We start from the raw sequence: 16,317 nt of genomic DNA on the forward strand, positions 1-16,317 counted from the left end.
GGGCGGAGACGGGGGTACCACCCGGGCGTCAGCTCTGGGGGATCACGAGAGGGGTGCAGAGTGACCACCGTTGCCCATGTTCATGAGGAGACCGACAGCCCGTTCGCGCTGTCGCACCTGGACTCGCTCGAGTCCGAGGCCGTCCACATCTTCCGCGAGGTGGCGGGCGAGTTCGAGCGGCCGGTGATCCTCTTCTCCGGTGGCAAGGACTCCATCGTGATGCTGCACCTGGCGCTGAAGGCGTTCGCGCCCGCGCCGGTGCCGTTCACGCTGCTGCACGTCGACACCGGGCACAACTTCCCCGAGGTCCTCGAGTACCGCGACCGCACGGTCGAGAAGCACGGTCTCCGTCTGCACGTGGCCTCCGTCCAGGAGTACATCGACGCCGGGAAGCTGCGCGAGCGTCCCGACGGGACGCGCAACCCGCTCCAGACGGTGCCGCTGACCGAGGCGATCCAGCAGCACCGTTTCGACGCGGTCTTCGGCGGCGGCCGCCGCGACGAGGAGAAGGCGCGCGCCAAGGAGCGGGTGTTCAGCCTCCGCGACGAGTTCTCCCAGTGGGACCCGCGCCGCCAGCGCCCGGAGCTGTGGCAGCTCTACAACGGCCGGCACGCTCCCGGCGAGCACGTCCGCGTCTTCCCGCTCTCCAACTGGACCGAGCTGGACGTCTGGCAGTACATCGCCCGCGAGGGCATCGAGCTGCCGGAGATCTACTTCGCCCACGAGCGTGAGGTCTTCGCCCGCAACGGCATGTGGCTGACCGCCGGCGAGTGGGGCGGCCCCAAGGAGACCGAGACGGTCGAGACGCGGCTCATCCGCTACCGCACCGTCGGTGACATGTCCTGCACGGGCGCCGTCGACTCCGACGCCACCACGCTGGACGCGGTGATCGCCGAGATCGCCGCCTCCCGTCTCACCGAGCGGGGCGCGACCCGCGCCGACGACAAGATGTCCGAGGCCGCGATGGAAGACCGCAAGCGCGAAGGGTACTTCTAGCCATGACGAGCACGAGCACGACCGAGCAGTTCGCCGACGTCTCGGCGACCACCCTGCTGCGCTTCGCCACCGCCGGCTCCGTCGACGACGGCAAGTCCACCCTGGTGGGCCGGCTCCTCCACGACTCCAAGTCGGTCCTCACCGACCAGCTGGAGGCCGTCGAGGCCGCGTCCCTCAAGCGCGGCCAGGAGGCCCCGGACCTCGCGCTGCTCACCGACGGGCTGCGGGCCGAGCGCGAGCAGGGCATCACCATCGACGTGGCCTACCGCTACTTCGCCACGGCACGCCGCCGGTTCATCCTCGCCGACACCCCCGGGCACGTGCAGTACACCCGGAACATGGTGACCGGCGCCTCGACCGCCGAGCTGGCCGTGGTCCTGGTCGACGCCCGCAACGGCGTCGTCGAGCAGACCCGCCGGCACGCCGCGGTCGCCGCGCTGCTGCGCGTGCCGCACGTCGTCCTCGCCGTGAACAAGATGGACCTCGTCGACTACGCCGAGCCCGTCTTCGCCGCGATCGCCGAGGAGTTCACGACGTACGCCTCCGAGCTGGGCGTCCCGGAGATCACCGCGATCCCGATCTCGGCGCTGGCCGGCGACAACGTCGTGGAGCCGTCCGCGAACATGGACTGGTACGGCGGCCCGACCGTCCTGGAGCACCTGGAGACCGTCCCGGTCAGCCATGACCTGACGGCCTGCCACGCCCGCTTCCCGGTGCAGTACGTGATCCGCCCGCAGACCGCCGAGCACCCGGACTACCGCGGGTACGCCGGTCAGATCGCGGCCGGCGCGTTCCGGGTCGGCGAGGAGATCACCGTCCTGCCGTCGGGCAGGACGTCCACGATCACGGCGATCGACGCGCTGGGCGAGCCCGTGGACATCGCGTGGGCCCCGCAGTCGGTCACCATCCGCCTGGCCGACGACATCGACATCTCCCGCGGCGACCTGCTGGCCCCCAGCGGTGACGCCCCGGCGACCAGCCAGGACGTCGAGGCGACCGTCTGCCACGTGGCCGACCAGCCGCTGACGGTGGGCCAGCGGGTGCTCCTGAAGCACACGACCCGCACGGTCAAGGCGATCGTCAAGGAGATCCCGTCCCGGCTGACCCTGGACGACCTCTCCCAGCACCCCGAGCCGGGGCAGCTCGTCGCCAACGACATAGGCCGGGTGAGGGTCCGCACCGCCGAGCCGCTCGCGCTGGACGCGTACGTGGACTCCCGGCGTACCGGCTCGTTCCTGCTGATCGACCCCGCGGACGGCACCACGCTCGCCGCCGGCATGGCGGGCGAGTCCTTCGCCACCGCCAAGGCGCTGCCCGTGGCGGACGCCACCTCCGACGAGGGCTGGGACTTCTGACATGCGACAGGACGTCTACGCCACCTTCGCCAAGGAGGGCGGCCGGGTGGGTTCCGGCGCCCTCGGCGCGGGCCGGGGAGGAGTCGGGCGATGTGCGTGCTGACGTCCACGCCGCGGGTACGCGGCGCTGTCCCGCTCCACCCCGCACGACATAGACGACGAGAACTTCGAAGACCCTGAGGGGAACCGTGCCTGCCTCCCGTACCACCCTGCGCCGCTCGCTCGCCGCCGCCGCGGCCCTGCCGCTGCTGATCGGCGCGCTCGCCTCGTGCGGCTACGGCTCCCAGGCCAAGAACGACCAGAAGAAGGTGGCCGCCGAGGGCGCGAAGCTCTCGGCCGACAAGGTGCGGCTCGGTTACTTCCCGAACCTGACCCACGCCACGGCCCTGGTGGGCGACCAGGAAGGCATCCTGCAGAAGGAGCTGGGCGGCACGCGGCTCGAGGTCTCGACCTTCAACGCCGGCCCGTCCGAGATCGAGGCGCTCAACGCCGACTCGATCGACATCGGGTTCATCGGCCCCTCCCCCGCGATCAACGGCTACACCAAGTCCCAGGGCAAGAACCTGCGCATCGTCGCAGGCTCGGCCTCCGGCGGCGTGAAGCTCGTGGTCAACCCGGACAAGATCAAGACCCTGGACGACCTCAAGGGCAAGAGGATCGCCACCCCGCAGCACGGCAACACCCAGGACGTCGCCTTCCTCAACTGGATCTCCGAGAAGGGCTGGAAGGTCGACGCCCAGAGCGGCAAGGGCGACGTCTCCGTGGTCCGCACGGACAACAAGGTGACCCCGAACGCCTACACCTCCGGCGCCATCGACGGCGCCTGGGTGCCGGAACCGACCGCCTCGAAGCTGGTCACCGAGGGCGCGAAGGTCCTGCTCGACGAGTCGACGCTGTGGCCCGACAAGAAGTTCGTGATCACGAACATCATCGTGTCGCAGAAGTTCCTCACCGAGCACCCGGACGTCGTCGAGGCCGTCCTGCGCGGTTCGGTGAAGACCAACGCGTGGATCAACGCCCACCCGGACAAGGCGAAGGCGTCGGCGAACGCCCGGTTGAAGGACCTCACGGGCAAGCCGCTCGCGGCCGACGTGATCGACGCCGCCTGGCCGTCGATCCGGTTCACCGACGACCCGCTGGCCGCCACGCTCCAGGCCCAGGCGGACCACGCGGTGAAGGCCGGCCTCCTCCAGCGGCCCGACCTGAGCGGCATCTACGACCTGAAGCCGCTCAACGAGGTCCGCAAGGCCGCGGGGCAGCCCGAGTTCGCCGACGCCGGTCTCGGCGTCAAGTAAACCAACCAGCCGAGTTCCCAGGAGGTGACGACCATGGCCACGACCGCGACGCTCGCCAAGGCCGAGGACCGTGCGGCGGTGACCCATGCCGCCCGGATCGCGCATGTATCGAAGTCCTTCGGCGGACCCACGGGTCCGCAGCTCGTCCTCGACGACATCACGCTCGATGTCGCCCCGGGCGAGTTCGTCACCCTCCTGGGGGCCTCGGGCTGCGGGAAGTCCACGCTGCTCAACCTGGTCGCCGGGCTCGACCGGCCGTCGGCGGGGTCGATCGAGACCCCCGGCGGACGGCCGGCCCTGATGTTCCAGGAGCACGCCCTCTTCCCGTGGCTGACCGCGGGCAAGAACATCGAACTGGCGCTTCGGCTGCGCGGCGTCCCGAAGGCCGAGCGCCGCCCGGAGGCGGAGCGCCTGCTGGAGCTGGTCCGGCTCCGCGGCTCGTACGGCAAGCGGGTGCACGAGCTGTCCGGCGGCATGCGCCAGCGGGTGGCCCTGGCCAGGGCGCTCGCCCAGGACAGCGACCTGCTGCTGATGGACGAGCCGTTCGCCGCGCTCGACGCCATCACCCGTGACGTGCTGCACGACGAGCTGACCCGGATCTGGCGCGAGACGAACCTGTCGGTGCTGTTCGTGACGCACAACGTGCGCGAAGCCGTGCGGCTGGCCGAGCGCGTGGTGCTGCTCTCGTCCCGCCCGGGCCGGATCGCCCGGGAGTGGACCATCGACATCCCGCAGCCGCGCCGCATCGAGGACGCCGCCGTGGCGGAGCTTTCCGTCGAGATCACCGAAGAACTGCGTGGGGAGATCCGCCGTCATGGCCAGCACTGACACGACCACCAAGGCCGACGACCTGGCCGGCCTGGAAGCGGGCCTCGACGCGCTCGACGCGGTGCAGGTCAGCCGTACGCCGGTCCGCGAGGTCCTGCTGAAGAAGGTGCTGCCGCCCGTCCTCGCCGTCGCACTGGTGCTTGTGGTGTGGCAGCTTCTGGTGACCGCCAAGGTCACGGACGAGTTCAAGCTGCCGCCGCCGTCCGCCGTCTGGGACAGCCTGACCACGATGTGGCTGGAGGGCACGCTCCTCGACGTCCTCTGGACGAGCGTGTCCCGGGCCCTGCTCGGCTTCCTGATGGCGCTCGCCATCGGTACGCCGCTGGGCCTGCTCGTCGCCCGCGTGAAATTCGTCCGCGCGGCGATCGGCCCGGTCCTGTCCGGTCTGCAGTCGCTGCCCTCGGTCGCCTGGGTCGCCCCCGCGGTGCTCTGGATCGGCCTCAACGACCAGATGATGTACGCGGTGATCCTGCTGGGCGCGGTCCCCTCGATCGCCAACGGTCTGGTGGCCGGTGTCGACCAGGTCCCGCCGCTGTTCCTGCGGGCCGGGCAGACGCTCGGCGCGACGGGACTGAAGGGCGCCTGGCACATCGTGATGCCGGCCGCGCTCCCCGGCTATCTGGCGGGTCTGAAGCAGGGCTGGGCGTTCTCCTGGCGGTCGCTGATGGCCGCCGAGATCATCGCGTCCTCCCCGGAACTGGGCCTGGGACTCGGCCAGTTGCTGGAGAACGGCCGCAACAACATCGACATGCCGGGGATCTTCCTCGCCATCATCCTGATCCTGGTCGTCGGCATCGCCATCGACCTCCTGATCTTCAGCCCGCTGGAGCGCTCGGTCCTGCGCAGCCGCGGTCTGCTGGCCCGGAGCTGAGGGCCCCATGAACCCCGTCCTGCTCGTCGTCGCCCACGGCAGCCGCGATCCGCGGCACGCCGCGACCGTGCACGCGCTGGTGCGCCGCGCGCGGTCGCTGCGGCCGGGGCTGCGGGTGGAGACGGCGTTCCTGGACTTCAACCTCCCGTCGGTGCCGGGGGTCCTCGGGGCCCTGGCCGCCGAAGGGGTCCGGGAGGTGGTGGCGCTGCCGCTGCTGCTGACCCGGGCCTTCCACGCCAAGGCCGACATCCCCGCCGTCCTGCGCCAGGCCCCCGCCGGCCTGCGCATCCGGCAGGCGGAGGTCCTCGGACCGTCCCCGCTGCTGGTGTCGGCGGTGGAACGGCGGCTGTACGAGGCTGGCCTCGGGCCCGCCGACAAGAGCACGACCGGGGTCGTCCTGGCCTCGGCGGGCTCCTCTGACCCGGAGGCGATCGCAGTGATCGCCGAAACAGCGCGGGAGCTGCGGCGCACCGGTTGGTGCTCCGTGCGGCCTGCGTTCGCCTCCGCATCCCTTCCCCGGACCGAGGACGCCGTCCGCGCCCTGCGCGCCGACGGCGTCCGCCGGGTGGCGGTGGCCCCGTACGTCATCGCCCCGGGCCGGCTCCCGGACCGCATCGCGGCGGGTGCGGCCGACGCCGACGTCCTGGCCGGCGTCCTCGGTCCGGCACCGGAGCTGGCACGGCTGCTGACCGCTCGCTACGACGAGGCGCGGACCGCGGCCGGTCTTGTGGCGGCCGGCTGAGGTCCGGGCCCTGGTCGGTCAGCTGAAGTCCAGGCCGCCGGTGCGGGTCCGCTTGATCTCGAACAGGTCGGAGTGGCCGGCGAGCACCCGGAAGCCGTCGAACAGCTCGGCCGCCTTCTCGCCGCGCGGGACGGCCCGGAGGACCGGTCCGAACCAGGCGGTTCCGTCGAGGTGGAGGGTCGGGGTGCCGACGTAGCCGTCCGCCTCGGGGTCCTTGCCCGCGTCGTGGCTGCGGCGGACCGCCTCGTCGTACCCCTCGTCGTGCGCGGCCGCGGCCAGCTCGGCCGGCAGGCCGACCTCGGCCAGCGACTCGGCGATCACGGCGTCGAAGTCGGTCTGCTTCTCGTTGTGGATGCGGGTGCCGTACGCGGTGTAGAGCGGGCGCAGGATCTCCTCGCCGTGCTTCTCGGCCGCCGCGACCGCGACCCGGACCGGGCCTATGGACTTGTCGACGAGCTCCCTGTACCAGTCGGGCAGGTCGTTGCCGACGTTGTGGAAGTACAGGCTCATCACGTGGAACCGCAGGTCGATGTCGCGGTGCCGTTCCACCTCCAGCATCCAGCGGGAGGCGATCCAGGCGAAGGGGCAGGCGGGGTCGAAGTAGAAGTCGACGGCGGTCCTGGGCTGCGTCTCGGTCGTCATGTGACGTGAGCCTAGCCAGCGGGCCCGCCGGATCGGCGGGCCATTCGCGACTCCGTCAACTGGGCCAATCGCGGGCGGTCAGGCGCGCGTCATCTCCACCAGCTTGGCCACGGTGTTCCAGTTGCGCGAGGTGGCGACGATGCCCTTGGTGAGGCCGGGCCGGGAGAGCGCCTCGGCGAGCTTCGACCGGCCGAGGCCGTCGGGGGCGTAGAGGTAGAGGGCGCGGTCGCCGAGCCGGAACTCCTCGGGCAGGAAGGCGGCCTGGTCGATTCCGGCGAGCCGTTCGGGGTCGACCCGCTCGGAGAAGTACGTGACGTGGAGCTGCTTGCCCTCCAGCTCGGCGGCGGGGAAGGGGCAGGCGTCGGCGACGGCGGCGAGGTAGTCCGCGTCGCGCACCAGACAGTCGACACGGAAGCCGAAGTGCCGCTCGACGGCGTCTTCGAGGGCCTGGCGGAGCGCGTCCTCGCTCCGGTCGTCGGCGTCGGTGGTGAAGACGGCGTTGCCGCTCTGCAGATAGGTGCGGACGTCCCGGTGGCCGAGCTCCTCGAGGAGCGAACGGAGTTCGGCCATGGGGACTTTGCGGTGGCCGCTCACGTTGATCCCGCGGAGCAGGGCGGCATAGGTCGTCGTCATGCGCACACCATAAGACGGCCGCCGCGCCCCGTGGGGGAGGGCGCGGCGGCCGCCGGTCACGCGAGGGGAGCCGCTACTCGACGATCTTGAGCAGCTTGTTGGCGGTGCCCTGGCTGGGGTTGGTGATCTTGTCGGCGGTGGCGCCGCCGACCAGGGCCTGGGCCACCTGGTCCGGGGTGGCGTCGGGGTGTCCGGCGAGGTAGACGGCGGCGGCGCCGACCACGTGCGGGGTCGCCATCGACGTGCCGGAGATGGTCTTCGTCCCGGTGTCGCTGTCGTTCCATGCCGAGGCGATCTCGGAGCCCGGGGCGTAGAGGTCGACGACGGAGCCGAAGTTGGAGAAGTCGGACTGCTCGTCGGTCTTCGTCGAGGAGGCCACGGTGATCGCCTCGGGGACGCGGGAGGGGGAGCCCTGACCGGCGTCGGAGGACTCGTTGCCGGCGGCGACGCCGAAGGTGACACCGGAGGCGATGGCCTTCTTGACGGCCTCGTCGAGGGCCGGGTCGGCGCCCCCGCCGAGGCTCATGTTGGCGACGGACGGGCCCTGGTGGTTCTGGGTGACCCAGTCGATGCCGGCGACGACCTGCTCGGTGGTGCCGGATCCGGCGTCGTCGAGGACGCGGACCGCGACGATCTTCGCCTTCTTCGCGATGCCGTAGGTGGATCCGGCGATGGTGCCGGCCACATGCGTGCCGTGGCCGTTGCCGTCCTGGGCCGTGTCGTCGTTGTCGACGGCGTCGAAGCCGTCGGCCGCGCGGCCCTCGAAGTCCTTGTGGGTGATGCGGACTCCGGTGTCGATGACGTAGGCGGTGACGCCCTCACCGGCCTTGTCGGGGTAGGTGTACTTCGCGTCCCCGGCGGTCTCGGCCTGGTCGACCCGGTCGAGGCCCCAGGAAGGCGGGTTCTCCTGGGTGGCGTTGATGGTGAACTTCTTGTTCTGCACGACCTTGGCGACGGCCGGGTCAGCGGCGAGGCGCTTGGCCTCGGTCTCCGACATGCCGTTGACGGAGAAGCCGTTGACGGCCGAGTCGTAGCTGCGGCGCAGGGTGCCGCCGTACTCCTCGGCCAGCTTGCCCTTGTCGGCCTTCTCGTCCAGCAGAACGATGTAGCTTCCGGCGACCGCGCCTTCGACACCGAGCCCGAACACCGTTCCCTCGGCGGGAGCGGGGGCCGCGCCCGCGAACGGGGTGGTGAGGGCGGTGACGCCGGTCGCGGCCGCTATCGCGGTGGCGACGACGACGAGCTTCGTCCTGCGGATGCGCTTGTGTGTTGCCATGAAGAGGGGGCTCCTCGTCAGGATTTGTGGGGGGTTGGGCCACTGGAAGGAAACTCTCCGGTAGCTGGTTCGAAACCCTGACCGATTGACGAGTGCAAATCAAGGCCTTCACACACCTATGACTTATTCAACAAGCTTTCTTAATAACAAGTGCGACACTTCCGCCCAACTCGGGCCATGCGTAAGGCCCCCGGTTCACCCGGGGGCCTTCGTCGCCTTCCCTCTCAGCGGAGTTCGGCCTCGATGAGGTCGGCGGCCCGTCGCGTGCCGCCTTCACCGGCCATGCCCACCTGGATCTCCCGGGCCCGCCGGGCCACTTCGGGGTCGCCGGTCAGGGAGAGCACGGCCTCGCGCAGCGCCTCCGGCGTCACCTCTTCCATCGGCAGGTGCCGGGCCACCCCGAGGGACTGGAGCATGTCGGCGTTGCCGAACTGGTCGACGGCCTGCGGGACCGCGACCATCGGCGTGGCGGTGGCCAGGCCCTCCTGGCTGCCGCCGGCGCCGGCGTGCGTGATGAACGCGTCCGCCTGCCTGAGGACGGCCAGTTGCGGTACCCACGACCGCACCTCGACGTTGGCCGGCAGGTCGCCGAGTTCGGCGGGGTCGACGAACCGGCCGATCTGCAGGACGACGTGCCACTCCGGCAGGCCGGCGAAGGCCTCGGCGCACGCACGGTAGAAGTCCGGCTGCTTGGTGAAGGCGGAGCCCAGGGAGACCAGGAGCACCTTCTCCGCACCGGAAGGGCGCCGCCACTCCCCCGGCTCCGCCCGCTCCCCCTGGCAGGCGCCGACGAACGTGAAGACGGCCGCGTCGACCCGGTCGGCGTGCGGCTGAAGCGCCCGCGGGATGAGCACGAGCGCCTTCCGGGGGCGTGCGACGAGCCGGTCGGGGTGCGTGTCGACGCCGTGTTCGGCGAGCCAGGACGTGAACCGCGCGTAGTACGCCTTGCCCCGCTCGGATGCCTTGAGTCCGGCGAACATGGGCTCGGCGACCTCCTCCTCGTACCCCTCCCAGGGAACGAGATTCGGCCAGAGTCCGACGGCGGGCACGCCCCAGCGGTGGGCGAGGACCGGCGCGGGGTACGACGTGATGTCGTGCAGGACGAGATCGGGACGGTCGGCGTCGAAGACCCCGGCGAGCTGGGGCAGCGCCTGGATCGCGTCGTCCAGGAACGGCTCGATGTTGTCGATCAGCTCGGTTCCCCAGGCGTCCGGGTCGTCGTCGGTGGGCAGCGTGGAGGTGTAGACGACGGGGGTGGCCCCGGTCGCCGCGACCTTCTCGGCGAAGGCCGCGGGGATGGCGTAGCTGACGCGGTACCCACGGTCGACGAGCTCCCGGATCACCTCGAGGCTGGGGTTGACGTGGCCGTGGGCGGCGATGGAGAACATGGCGACATGGGCGCGCGGGGTGGTGGTCATGACCGCGAGCCTAAACGAGACGAGACGTCTCGTCCAGTCGGTTTCAGTCGCGCTGATAGCGGGCCAGCACCAGATTGCCGTCCTTCTCCAGCCGTTCGCGCAGCTCGTCGGCGCCGATCGCCCCGCTGAAGTACTCCTGGAACGCCGGCGTCGCCACCTTGTCCTTCCACTCGGCGTAGCCCCGCACCGACTGCGCCGGCGCCGGCCGCAGCCGCCGCGCCACCGCCGCTCCGGTGGCCCAGCCGTCCTTGGGGGTGTGCAGGGAGGGGTCGGCGAGCGCCGCCGTGCCGGTGGGCAGCATCCAGTCACCCCGTGCGAGGCGGACCATGTTCCGCGGCTGGAGGAAGAAGTCGAGGAAGAGGGCGGCCTCCTTCTTGTGCGGGCTGTCCTCGGCGATCGAGAGCGTCTGCGGACTGACGCCCTGCGCGAGGCCGTCCTTCCCCGCCGGGGCGGGCAGGACGATCCACTCGAAGCCCTTCGGCGCCTGCTGGGTGATCTGCTGCCGGTACGAGAACCCGAGCGGGACCATCGCGTACGTACCGCCGAAGAATCCCGGCAGGGTGTCCGAGCCGCCCGAGCCGAGCGTGGACCGCGAGGCCGTGCGGTCGGTGCCGACCTGGTCGTGGATGGTGCCGGGCACCACGCCGTCGGCCTCGGTGAAGCGGACGGTGACCTTGCCGTCCTCGCCGCGGTGGAACAGCTGCCCGCCGGCCGAGAGGCCCAGGTTGAGGCTGACGGAGACCGGCTCCTTGAGCGGCCACGCGACCGCGTACCTCCCCTTCCCCATGCTCGCCGTCAGGTCCTTGGCGACCTTCCGGAACTCCTCCCAGCTCCACGGCTTCTCCGGGGTCGGGATCCGGACACCGGAGGAGTCGAGGATCTTCTTGTTCGCCATGATCATGCGCGGTTCCTGGAGGAACGGCACGCCGTAGATCCCCTTGCCGAAGGTGGTCGTCCGCCAGCTGTGCGCGGGGATGTCGGCGCGCAGCCGCGCGGGGAGGAGGCCGGTCAGATCGGCGAGGTAGCCGCCGTAGGCGAAGTCGGCCAGGTCGTCGGAGGCGTCGTGGATGATGTCGGGCGCCTCGCCGCCCTCGAAGGAGGTGAGGAGCTGGTCGTGGACCGAGTCCCAGCTGCCCTGGACGTAGTCGACCTGGATGCCGGGGTGGGCGGCGTTCCACTCCGCCACCAGCTCCTTGTTGGCGTCGACGGACTCCTGCTGCCAGGCGAGGGACTGGAAGCGGAGCCGGACCTTCCCGTCCTTCCGGTCCCCCTCCGAGGCGCAGCCGGTCAGCAGCAGGGCCAGCACGGCGGCCGCGGCGGTGACCGCACGCCCGCGCATCAGGACTTCACCGCCCCGGTGAACATCCCGCCGGTGATCCGCTTCTGGATGACCGCGAAGAGGACGAGCGAGGGGATCGTGGCGAGGAAGGCCGCCGCGGCCAGCGGGCCGAGGTCGGCGACGCCCTCGGCGCCGAGGAAGTGGGTGAGGACGACCGGCAAGGTCTGCTTCTCCGGGGTCTTGAGCAGGACGAGCGCGAAGAAGAACTCGTTCCACGCGGTGACGAAGGCGAAGAGCGCGGTGGCGACGATGCCCGGGGCGAGCAGTGGGGCGGTGACCGAGACGAGGGTCCGGAGCCTGCCCGCGCCGTCGACGGCGGCGGCCTCCTCCAGCTCGGCCGGGACCGCCCGGACGTACCCCACCAGCATCCACAGGGCGAACGGCAGCGACCAGACGACGTACACCATGACCAGCCCGGCCAGGCTGTTGATCAGGTGGAGGTTCTTCAGGACGAGGAAGAGCGGAATGATCACGAGGACGAACGGGAACGCCTGGCTGACCACGACCCAGCCCGTGGCGGCGGTGGTGAGCCGGCTCCGGTGGCGCGCCATCACGTAGGCCATCGGCGTGGCGACGACGACGGCGATGAGGGCGGCGCAGACCGCGGCGACGAGGCTGTTCCCGGCGGCCCGCAGCAGGGGCTGTTCGTCGAAGGCCTGCCGGAAGTTGGCCAGGGTGGGGTCCTCGGGGATCCAGGTGGGGTGCAGCGAGGCCAGTTCGGGGGCGGGCTTGAAGGCGGTGGAGACCAGCCACAGGAACGGGAACGCGAGGAAGACGAGATAGGCGAGGAGCGCGAGGTACTGGCCGATGCGCGCGGGCCTGCTGGTGCGGAGGCTCACCGGTCCTCCTCCCCCTTCAGCCGTCCGACGAGGTAGAGGGCGAGGAGCACCGAGATGACGGCCACCATCACGCACCCCATCGCGGCGGCGTAGCCGAACTGGCCGTAGCGGAAGGCCTCTTCGTACGCGAAGAGCATCGGCAGCCGGGTGCGGCCCCCGGGTCCGCCGTTGGTCAGGACGTAGACCAGGGCGAAGGAGTTGAAGTTCCAGATGAAATTGAGGGCGGTGATGGCGAGGGCGACGGGCCTGAGGGCGGGCCAGGTGACGGTACGGAAGCGGCGCCAGGCCCCCGCGCCGTCCAGGGCGGCGGCCTCGTGGAGTTCGTGCGGGGTGTTCTGGAGCCCGGCGAGCAGGGCGACCGTGGTCTGGGGCATGCCCGCCCACACCCCGACGAGGACGACGGCGGGCAGGGCGGTCGCCAGACCGGTGAGCCAGTCCCGTCCGTCGCCGAGGCCCAGATCGCGGAGCGTCTCGTTGAGGATGCCCGCGTCGGGGTTGTAGACCAGCCGCCACATGATGCCGACGACGACCTCGGGCATGGCCCAGGGGATGATCGCGAGCGCCCTGGCCAGCCATCGGAAGCGGAGCTTCTGGTCGAGCAGGAGGGCGAGGCCGAGGGCCAGCAGGAACTGCGGGACGGTGACACCGACGGCCCAGAGGAGGCCGATCCGGAACGACTCCCAGAAGAGTGTGTCGTGCAGCAGGTCCTGGAAGTTGAGGGTGCCCACCCACCGGGTCGGCTGGGTGCGGCCGGACTGGGCGTCGGTGAACGCGAGCGCGATGCCGTAGAGGAGCGGGCCGACGCTCAGGACCAGGATCGGGACGAGGGCCGGCAGCACCAGGAACCAGGCGCCGAAGCCCTGCCTCCGGTCCGGCTCCCTGCCGGCGGTCACCGGTCCGCCGGACCGCTTCGGCGCGGTCACCACACTCACAGATGAGACCCCTTATGAGACGGATACGGCATTTGCGACGTCACAGCGGGCTCCGTCATGGTCCTGACGGGCCGTCGGTTCGTCAAGGCCACCTGCGTCGATGCGAGACTTTGGCTGATTCGCACAGGCATCGGACGGAGACGGAGAGACGCATGGACGAGGCGCGGGCACGGGACATCCTGGCCGCCGCGGGGCTGCCGGCCCGTGAGCCGGAGGCATCGCTGCTCGCGCTGGGCGAGAACGCGGTCTTCGCGGCGGGCGGCCTGGTGATCAAGATCGGCCGGGACGCGGAGCTGCTGGCCCGTGCCGAACGGGAGCTGGCGCTCGCCGACTGGCTCGCGGAGTCGGGCGTCCCGGCGGTACGGGCGGCGGAGCCCGCACCGCTTCTGGTGGACGGCCATCCGGTCACCCTCTGGCACCGGCTGCCCGAGGCCGTGCGGCCCGCCGAGCCACGGGATCTGGCGCCGCTGCTCCGACGGGTCCACGCCCTGGCGGAGCCCTTGTCCTTCGCCCTCCCCCGGCGCGAGCTGCTCGGCGGGGTGGAGCGGTGGCTACGGCTCGCGGGCGACGCCGTCGACCCGGCCGACGCGGCCTTCCTGCGGGAGCGCCGCGACTCCTTCGCGCCGGCGGCGGCGGCCCTCACCCCGCGCCTCACGCCCGGCCCGATCCACGGCGACGCGCTGCCCCGCAACGTCCACGTCGGCCCCGACGGCCCGGTCCTGGTCGACCTGGAGACCTTCTCCTCCGACCTGCGTGAGCACGACCTGGTCGTCCTGGCCCTCTCGCGCGACCGCTACGGCCTCGCCCCCGCCGCCTACGACGCGTTCACCGAGGCGTACGGCTGGGACGTCCGGGAGTGGGAGGGGTGCGCCGTGCTGCGCGGGGCCCGGGAGACCGCGAGCTGCGCCTGGGTGGCCCAGCACGCCCCCGCCGACCCCAAGGCCCTGGCCGAGTTCGAACGCCGGGTGGCCTCGCTGCGCGACGGAGACCCCGAGGTCCGCTGGTACCCGTTCTGACGGAGCCCGGAGCGGGGCCCGAGCCGGGGTCCGGCTGCCTCAGCGCGTCACGGGCACCGGCTCCCGCAGGGGCCATGACGGGTCGACGACCGCCTCGGGGCTGCCCTTGCGGCGCAGGAAGTCCTGGAAGTCCTCCGCCCAGGCGCGGTACCAGCCGATCTGACGCTCATGCAGCTCGGCGGGGGTCAGGGCGGCCACCGACGGGTGCCGGTCGGCTATCGCGACGGCCACCCGCACGGCGGCCAGGGCGTCGGCGGCCGCCTGGTGGGCCGCTTCGAGGACCACGCCGTACTCGCCGCAGACCGCCTCCAGCGTCCGCTTCCCCCGGCGGTACCGGTCGACGGCCCGGTCGATGGTGTACGGGTCGATGACCGGTCCCGTGGCGGCGCCGCCGAGCCGCTCGCCCAGCGAGGGCAGGCCGTGGCGACGCAGCTCTGCGGAGAGCAGCGTCAGGTCGAAGGCCGCGTTGTACGCGACGACCGGGACGCCCTTCGACCAGTACCCGGTCAGCGTCTCGGCGATCTCGTCGGCGACCTCGCGCACCGGTCGCCCCTCGGCCGCGGCCCGTTCACTGCTGATGCCGTGGATCGCCGACGCCTGGGCCGGGATGCGGATGCCGGGATCGGCGAGCCAGTCCCGCTGCCGCACCACCCGTCCGCCGTGGACGCCGACGACCGACGCCGTCACGATCCGCGCCTCCAGCGGCTCCGTACCGGTCGTCTCCAGGTCGAATCCGACCAGCTCTTCCCCATGCCAAGCCATCGGGTCCTCCTTACGTGATCTCCCCCGTGGTGCTGAACACCCTCGCACGCGCCACTGACAACGCCTCCTTCGAGGCCGCTCAGGAGACCGGACGGGAGTCGAGCCACACCGACTCGAACTCCTCCCGGTATGTCTCGAAGAGTCCGTGGTCCGCGTCCCGGCCGTCCTGCCGTCCGGCCCGCACCACGTTCCGTCCGCCCCCGCGCAGCACGAGGACCGGCGCCTCCATCCCCCGGGCCCGGCGCAGATAGGACTGGACGACGGCGACCCCGTCCGCCCCGTCACCGTCCACGAGGTACGCGGTGAAGCGCGGGGTCTCGTCGAAGACGTGGATCTGGAAGGCCCCGGGGTCGCGCAGCTTCGAGCGGACCCGCCTCATGTGGAGGATGTTCATCTCCACCGAGCGGCTGAGCTCGCCCTTCTTCAGGCCGAGTTCGCGCTCGCGCCGCTTCACGGCGCTGCTGGCCGGGTTGAGGAAGAGGAGCCGTATCCGGCAGCCGGACTCGGCCAGGCGGACGAGCCGCCGCCCGGAGAAGTTCTGCACGAGCAGGTTCAGGCCTATGCCGGTGGCGTCGAGGCGCCGGGCCCCGCCGAAGAGGTCCTCGGCCGGCAGCTGCCGCTGGAGCCGTACCCGGTCGGGGTGGACGGAGACGACGTCGGCGTACCGGTCGCCGACGAGGTCCTCGACCGCGTCGACGGGCAGCCGGTCGGCGGACGGCACGCCCGCCCCGCTCCCGAGGATCTCCAGGAGCCGGGCGGAGGCCCGCTCGGACTGGGCGAGCACGGTAAGCGAGAGGGCCCGGTTGCGGGAGACGACGTTGCGCGTCACCTCCAGCTCGTCCAGCGCGAGTTCGACCTCGCGCCGGTCGTCGAAGTACGGCTCGAAGCAGGGCCAGTGCTGCACCACCAGTTCCCGCAGCTGCGGGAGGGTGAGGAAGCTGAGGACGTTGTCGTCGGCCGGGTCGAGGAGGTACCCCTTGCGCCGTGACACCTCCCGGACCGCGACCGCCCGCTGCACCCACTCCTGGCCGGCCGGGCCCGCCGCGGCCACCACCCACTCCTCGCCGTGGACCGGTTCGTACACGGGCCGAAGCACCGCCGCCACGACCGCTCGCAACCGCTGCTCGACGAGATTCAGCCAGATGTAGGCGCGTCCGGCCCGCTGGGCGCGGGTGCGCACCTCGCTCCAGGCTTCGGCGTCCCAGTCCAGCTCCGCCCCGATCTCCATCGGCCTGGCGACGGAGACCGCTCCGGGCGGCACTGCGCCGGGGTCGGGGGAACTCCCCTCGTGACCCGCGTCACCTGGGGGCAGCTCCAGACCTCCCGAGCTCACCCGCGCACCGCCTTCTGCTCCTGGACGCCCGTCTGACCAG

16 protein-coding genes are annotated in these 16,317 nt (G+C 71.6%); 7 read left to right on the top strand and 9 right to left on the bottom strand.

Going from position 1 to position 16,317, the window contains the following annotated elements; translation table 11 throughout:
* The first annotated feature begins 60 nt into the window (after positions 1-60).
* From cysD to ACZ68P_RS32000, 6 genes are all read left to right on the top strand, one after another.
* Entirely contained in the window at positions 61-996 is a 936-nt protein-coding gene (gene cysD / locus ACZ68P_RS31975; protein WP_365719737.1) for a sulfate adenylyltransferase subunit CysD, read from the top strand.
* A 2-nt stretch (positions 997-998) separates the two neighbouring features.
* Positions 999-2,351, top strand: a complete 1,353-nt coding sequence (locus ACZ68P_RS31980) for a sulfate adenylyltransferase subunit 1 (RefSeq protein ID WP_471012402.1) — start codon at positions 999-1,001, stop codon at positions 2,349-2,351.
* A gap of 188 nt (positions 2,352-2,539) precedes the next feature.
* Positions 2,540-3,646: an aliphatic sulfonate ABC transporter substrate-binding protein gene (locus ACZ68P_RS31985; protein WP_471012403.1), complete on the top strand. Its 1,107-nt coding sequence runs from the start codon at positions 2,540-2,542 to the stop codon at positions 3,644-3,646.
* Positions 3,647-3,679: 33 nt separating this feature from the next.
* Positions 3,680-4,474, top strand: coding sequence for an ABC transporter ATP-binding protein (locus tag ACZ68P_RS31990; RefSeq protein ID WP_471012405.1), 795 nt, complete (start codon positions 3,680-3,682; stop codon positions 4,472-4,474).
* Positions 4,461-5,345, top strand: coding sequence for an ABC transporter permease (locus tag ACZ68P_RS31995; RefSeq protein WP_471012406.1), 885 nt, complete (start codon positions 4,461-4,463; stop codon positions 5,343-5,345). The genes ACZ68P_RS31990 and ACZ68P_RS31995 overlap by 14 nt, the downstream gene beginning before the upstream one ends.
* Positions 5,346-5,352: 7 nt before the next feature.
* Positions 5,353-6,087, top strand: a complete 735-nt coding sequence (locus ACZ68P_RS32000) for a sirohydrochlorin chelatase (protein WP_471012408.1) — start codon at positions 5,353-5,355, stop codon at positions 6,085-6,087.
* An 18-nt stretch (positions 6,088-6,105) separates the two neighbouring features.
* Here the strand turns inward: ACZ68P_RS32000 and ACZ68P_RS32005 are convergent, their stop codons facing one another.
* The 7 genes from ACZ68P_RS32005 to ACZ68P_RS32035 all read right to left on the bottom strand — a co-directional run bounded on the left by ACZ68P_RS32005 (position 6,106) and on the right by ACZ68P_RS32035 (position 13,160).
* Positions 6,106-6,729: a mycothiol-dependent nitroreductase Rv2466c family protein gene (locus ACZ68P_RS32005; protein ID WP_471012409.1), complete on the bottom strand. Its 624-nt coding sequence runs from the start codon at positions 6,727-6,729 to the stop codon at positions 6,106-6,108.
* Positions 6,730-6,807: 78 nt separating this feature from the next.
* Complete coding sequence (locus tag ACZ68P_RS32010; RefSeq protein ID WP_471012411.1) at positions 6,808-7,362, bottom strand: DUF1697 domain-containing protein; 555 nt, start codon at positions 7,360-7,362, stop codon at positions 6,808-6,810.
* A gap of 73 nt (positions 7,363-7,435) precedes the next feature.
* Positions 7,436-8,638: a S8 family peptidase gene (locus tag ACZ68P_RS32015; RefSeq protein WP_471012412.1), complete on the bottom strand. Its 1,203-nt coding sequence runs from the start codon at positions 8,636-8,638 to the stop codon at positions 7,436-7,438.
* A gap of 224 nt (positions 8,639-8,862) precedes the next feature.
* Entirely contained in the window at positions 8,863-10,056 is a 1,194-nt protein-coding gene (mgt, locus tag ACZ68P_RS32020; RefSeq protein WP_471012414.1) for a macrolide-inactivating glycosyltransferase, read from the bottom strand.
* A gap of 43 nt (positions 10,057-10,099) precedes the next feature.
* Positions 10,100-11,395, bottom strand: a complete 1,296-nt coding sequence (locus ACZ68P_RS32025) for an ABC transporter substrate-binding protein (RefSeq protein ID WP_471012415.1) — start codon at positions 11,393-11,395, stop codon at positions 10,100-10,102.
* Positions 11,395-12,234 carry a carbohydrate ABC transporter permease gene (locus ACZ68P_RS32030; RefSeq protein ID WP_471012416.1) on the bottom strand — a complete coding sequence of 280 codons (840 nt, stop codon included), beginning with the start codon at positions 12,232-12,234 and terminating at the stop codon, positions 11,395-11,397. Before ACZ68P_RS32030 ends, ACZ68P_RS32025 begins: the two co-directional genes overlap by 1 nt.
* Positions 12,231-13,160, bottom strand: a complete 930-nt coding sequence (locus ACZ68P_RS32035) for a carbohydrate ABC transporter permease (RefSeq protein WP_471012449.1) — start codon at positions 13,158-13,160, stop codon at positions 12,231-12,233. Before ACZ68P_RS32035 ends, ACZ68P_RS32030 begins: the two co-directional genes overlap by 4 nt.
* Before the next feature lie 158 nt (positions 13,161-13,318).
* Here ACZ68P_RS32035 and ACZ68P_RS32040 point away from each other — a divergent pair, with 158 nt between their 5' ends.
* Positions 13,319-14,182 (top strand): phosphotransferase enzyme family protein, encoded by an 864-nt coding sequence (locus tag ACZ68P_RS32040; RefSeq protein WP_471012418.1) that lies wholly within the window; start codon positions 13,319-13,321, stop codon positions 14,180-14,182.
* Between the two features lie 39 nt (positions 14,183-14,221).
* Here the strand turns inward: ACZ68P_RS32040 and ACZ68P_RS32045 are convergent, their stop codons facing one another.
* Together ACZ68P_RS32045 and ACZ68P_RS32050 are read right to left on the bottom strand one after the other, a co-directional pair.
* Positions 14,222-14,944 (bottom strand): exonuclease domain-containing protein, encoded by a 723-nt coding sequence (locus tag ACZ68P_RS32045; protein WP_471012420.1) that lies wholly within the window; start codon positions 14,942-14,944, stop codon positions 14,222-14,224.
* A 79-nt stretch (positions 14,945-15,023) separates the two neighbouring features.
* Positions 15,024-16,277: an SAV2148 family HEPN domain-containing protein gene (locus ACZ68P_RS32050; protein WP_365719765.1), complete on the bottom strand. Its 1,254-nt coding sequence runs from the start codon at positions 16,275-16,277 to the stop codon at positions 15,024-15,026.
* Positions 16,278-16,317 lie beyond the last annotated feature (40 nt).

The sequence above is a fragment of the Streptomyces sp. NPDC036822 genome, from assembly GCF_055609145.1.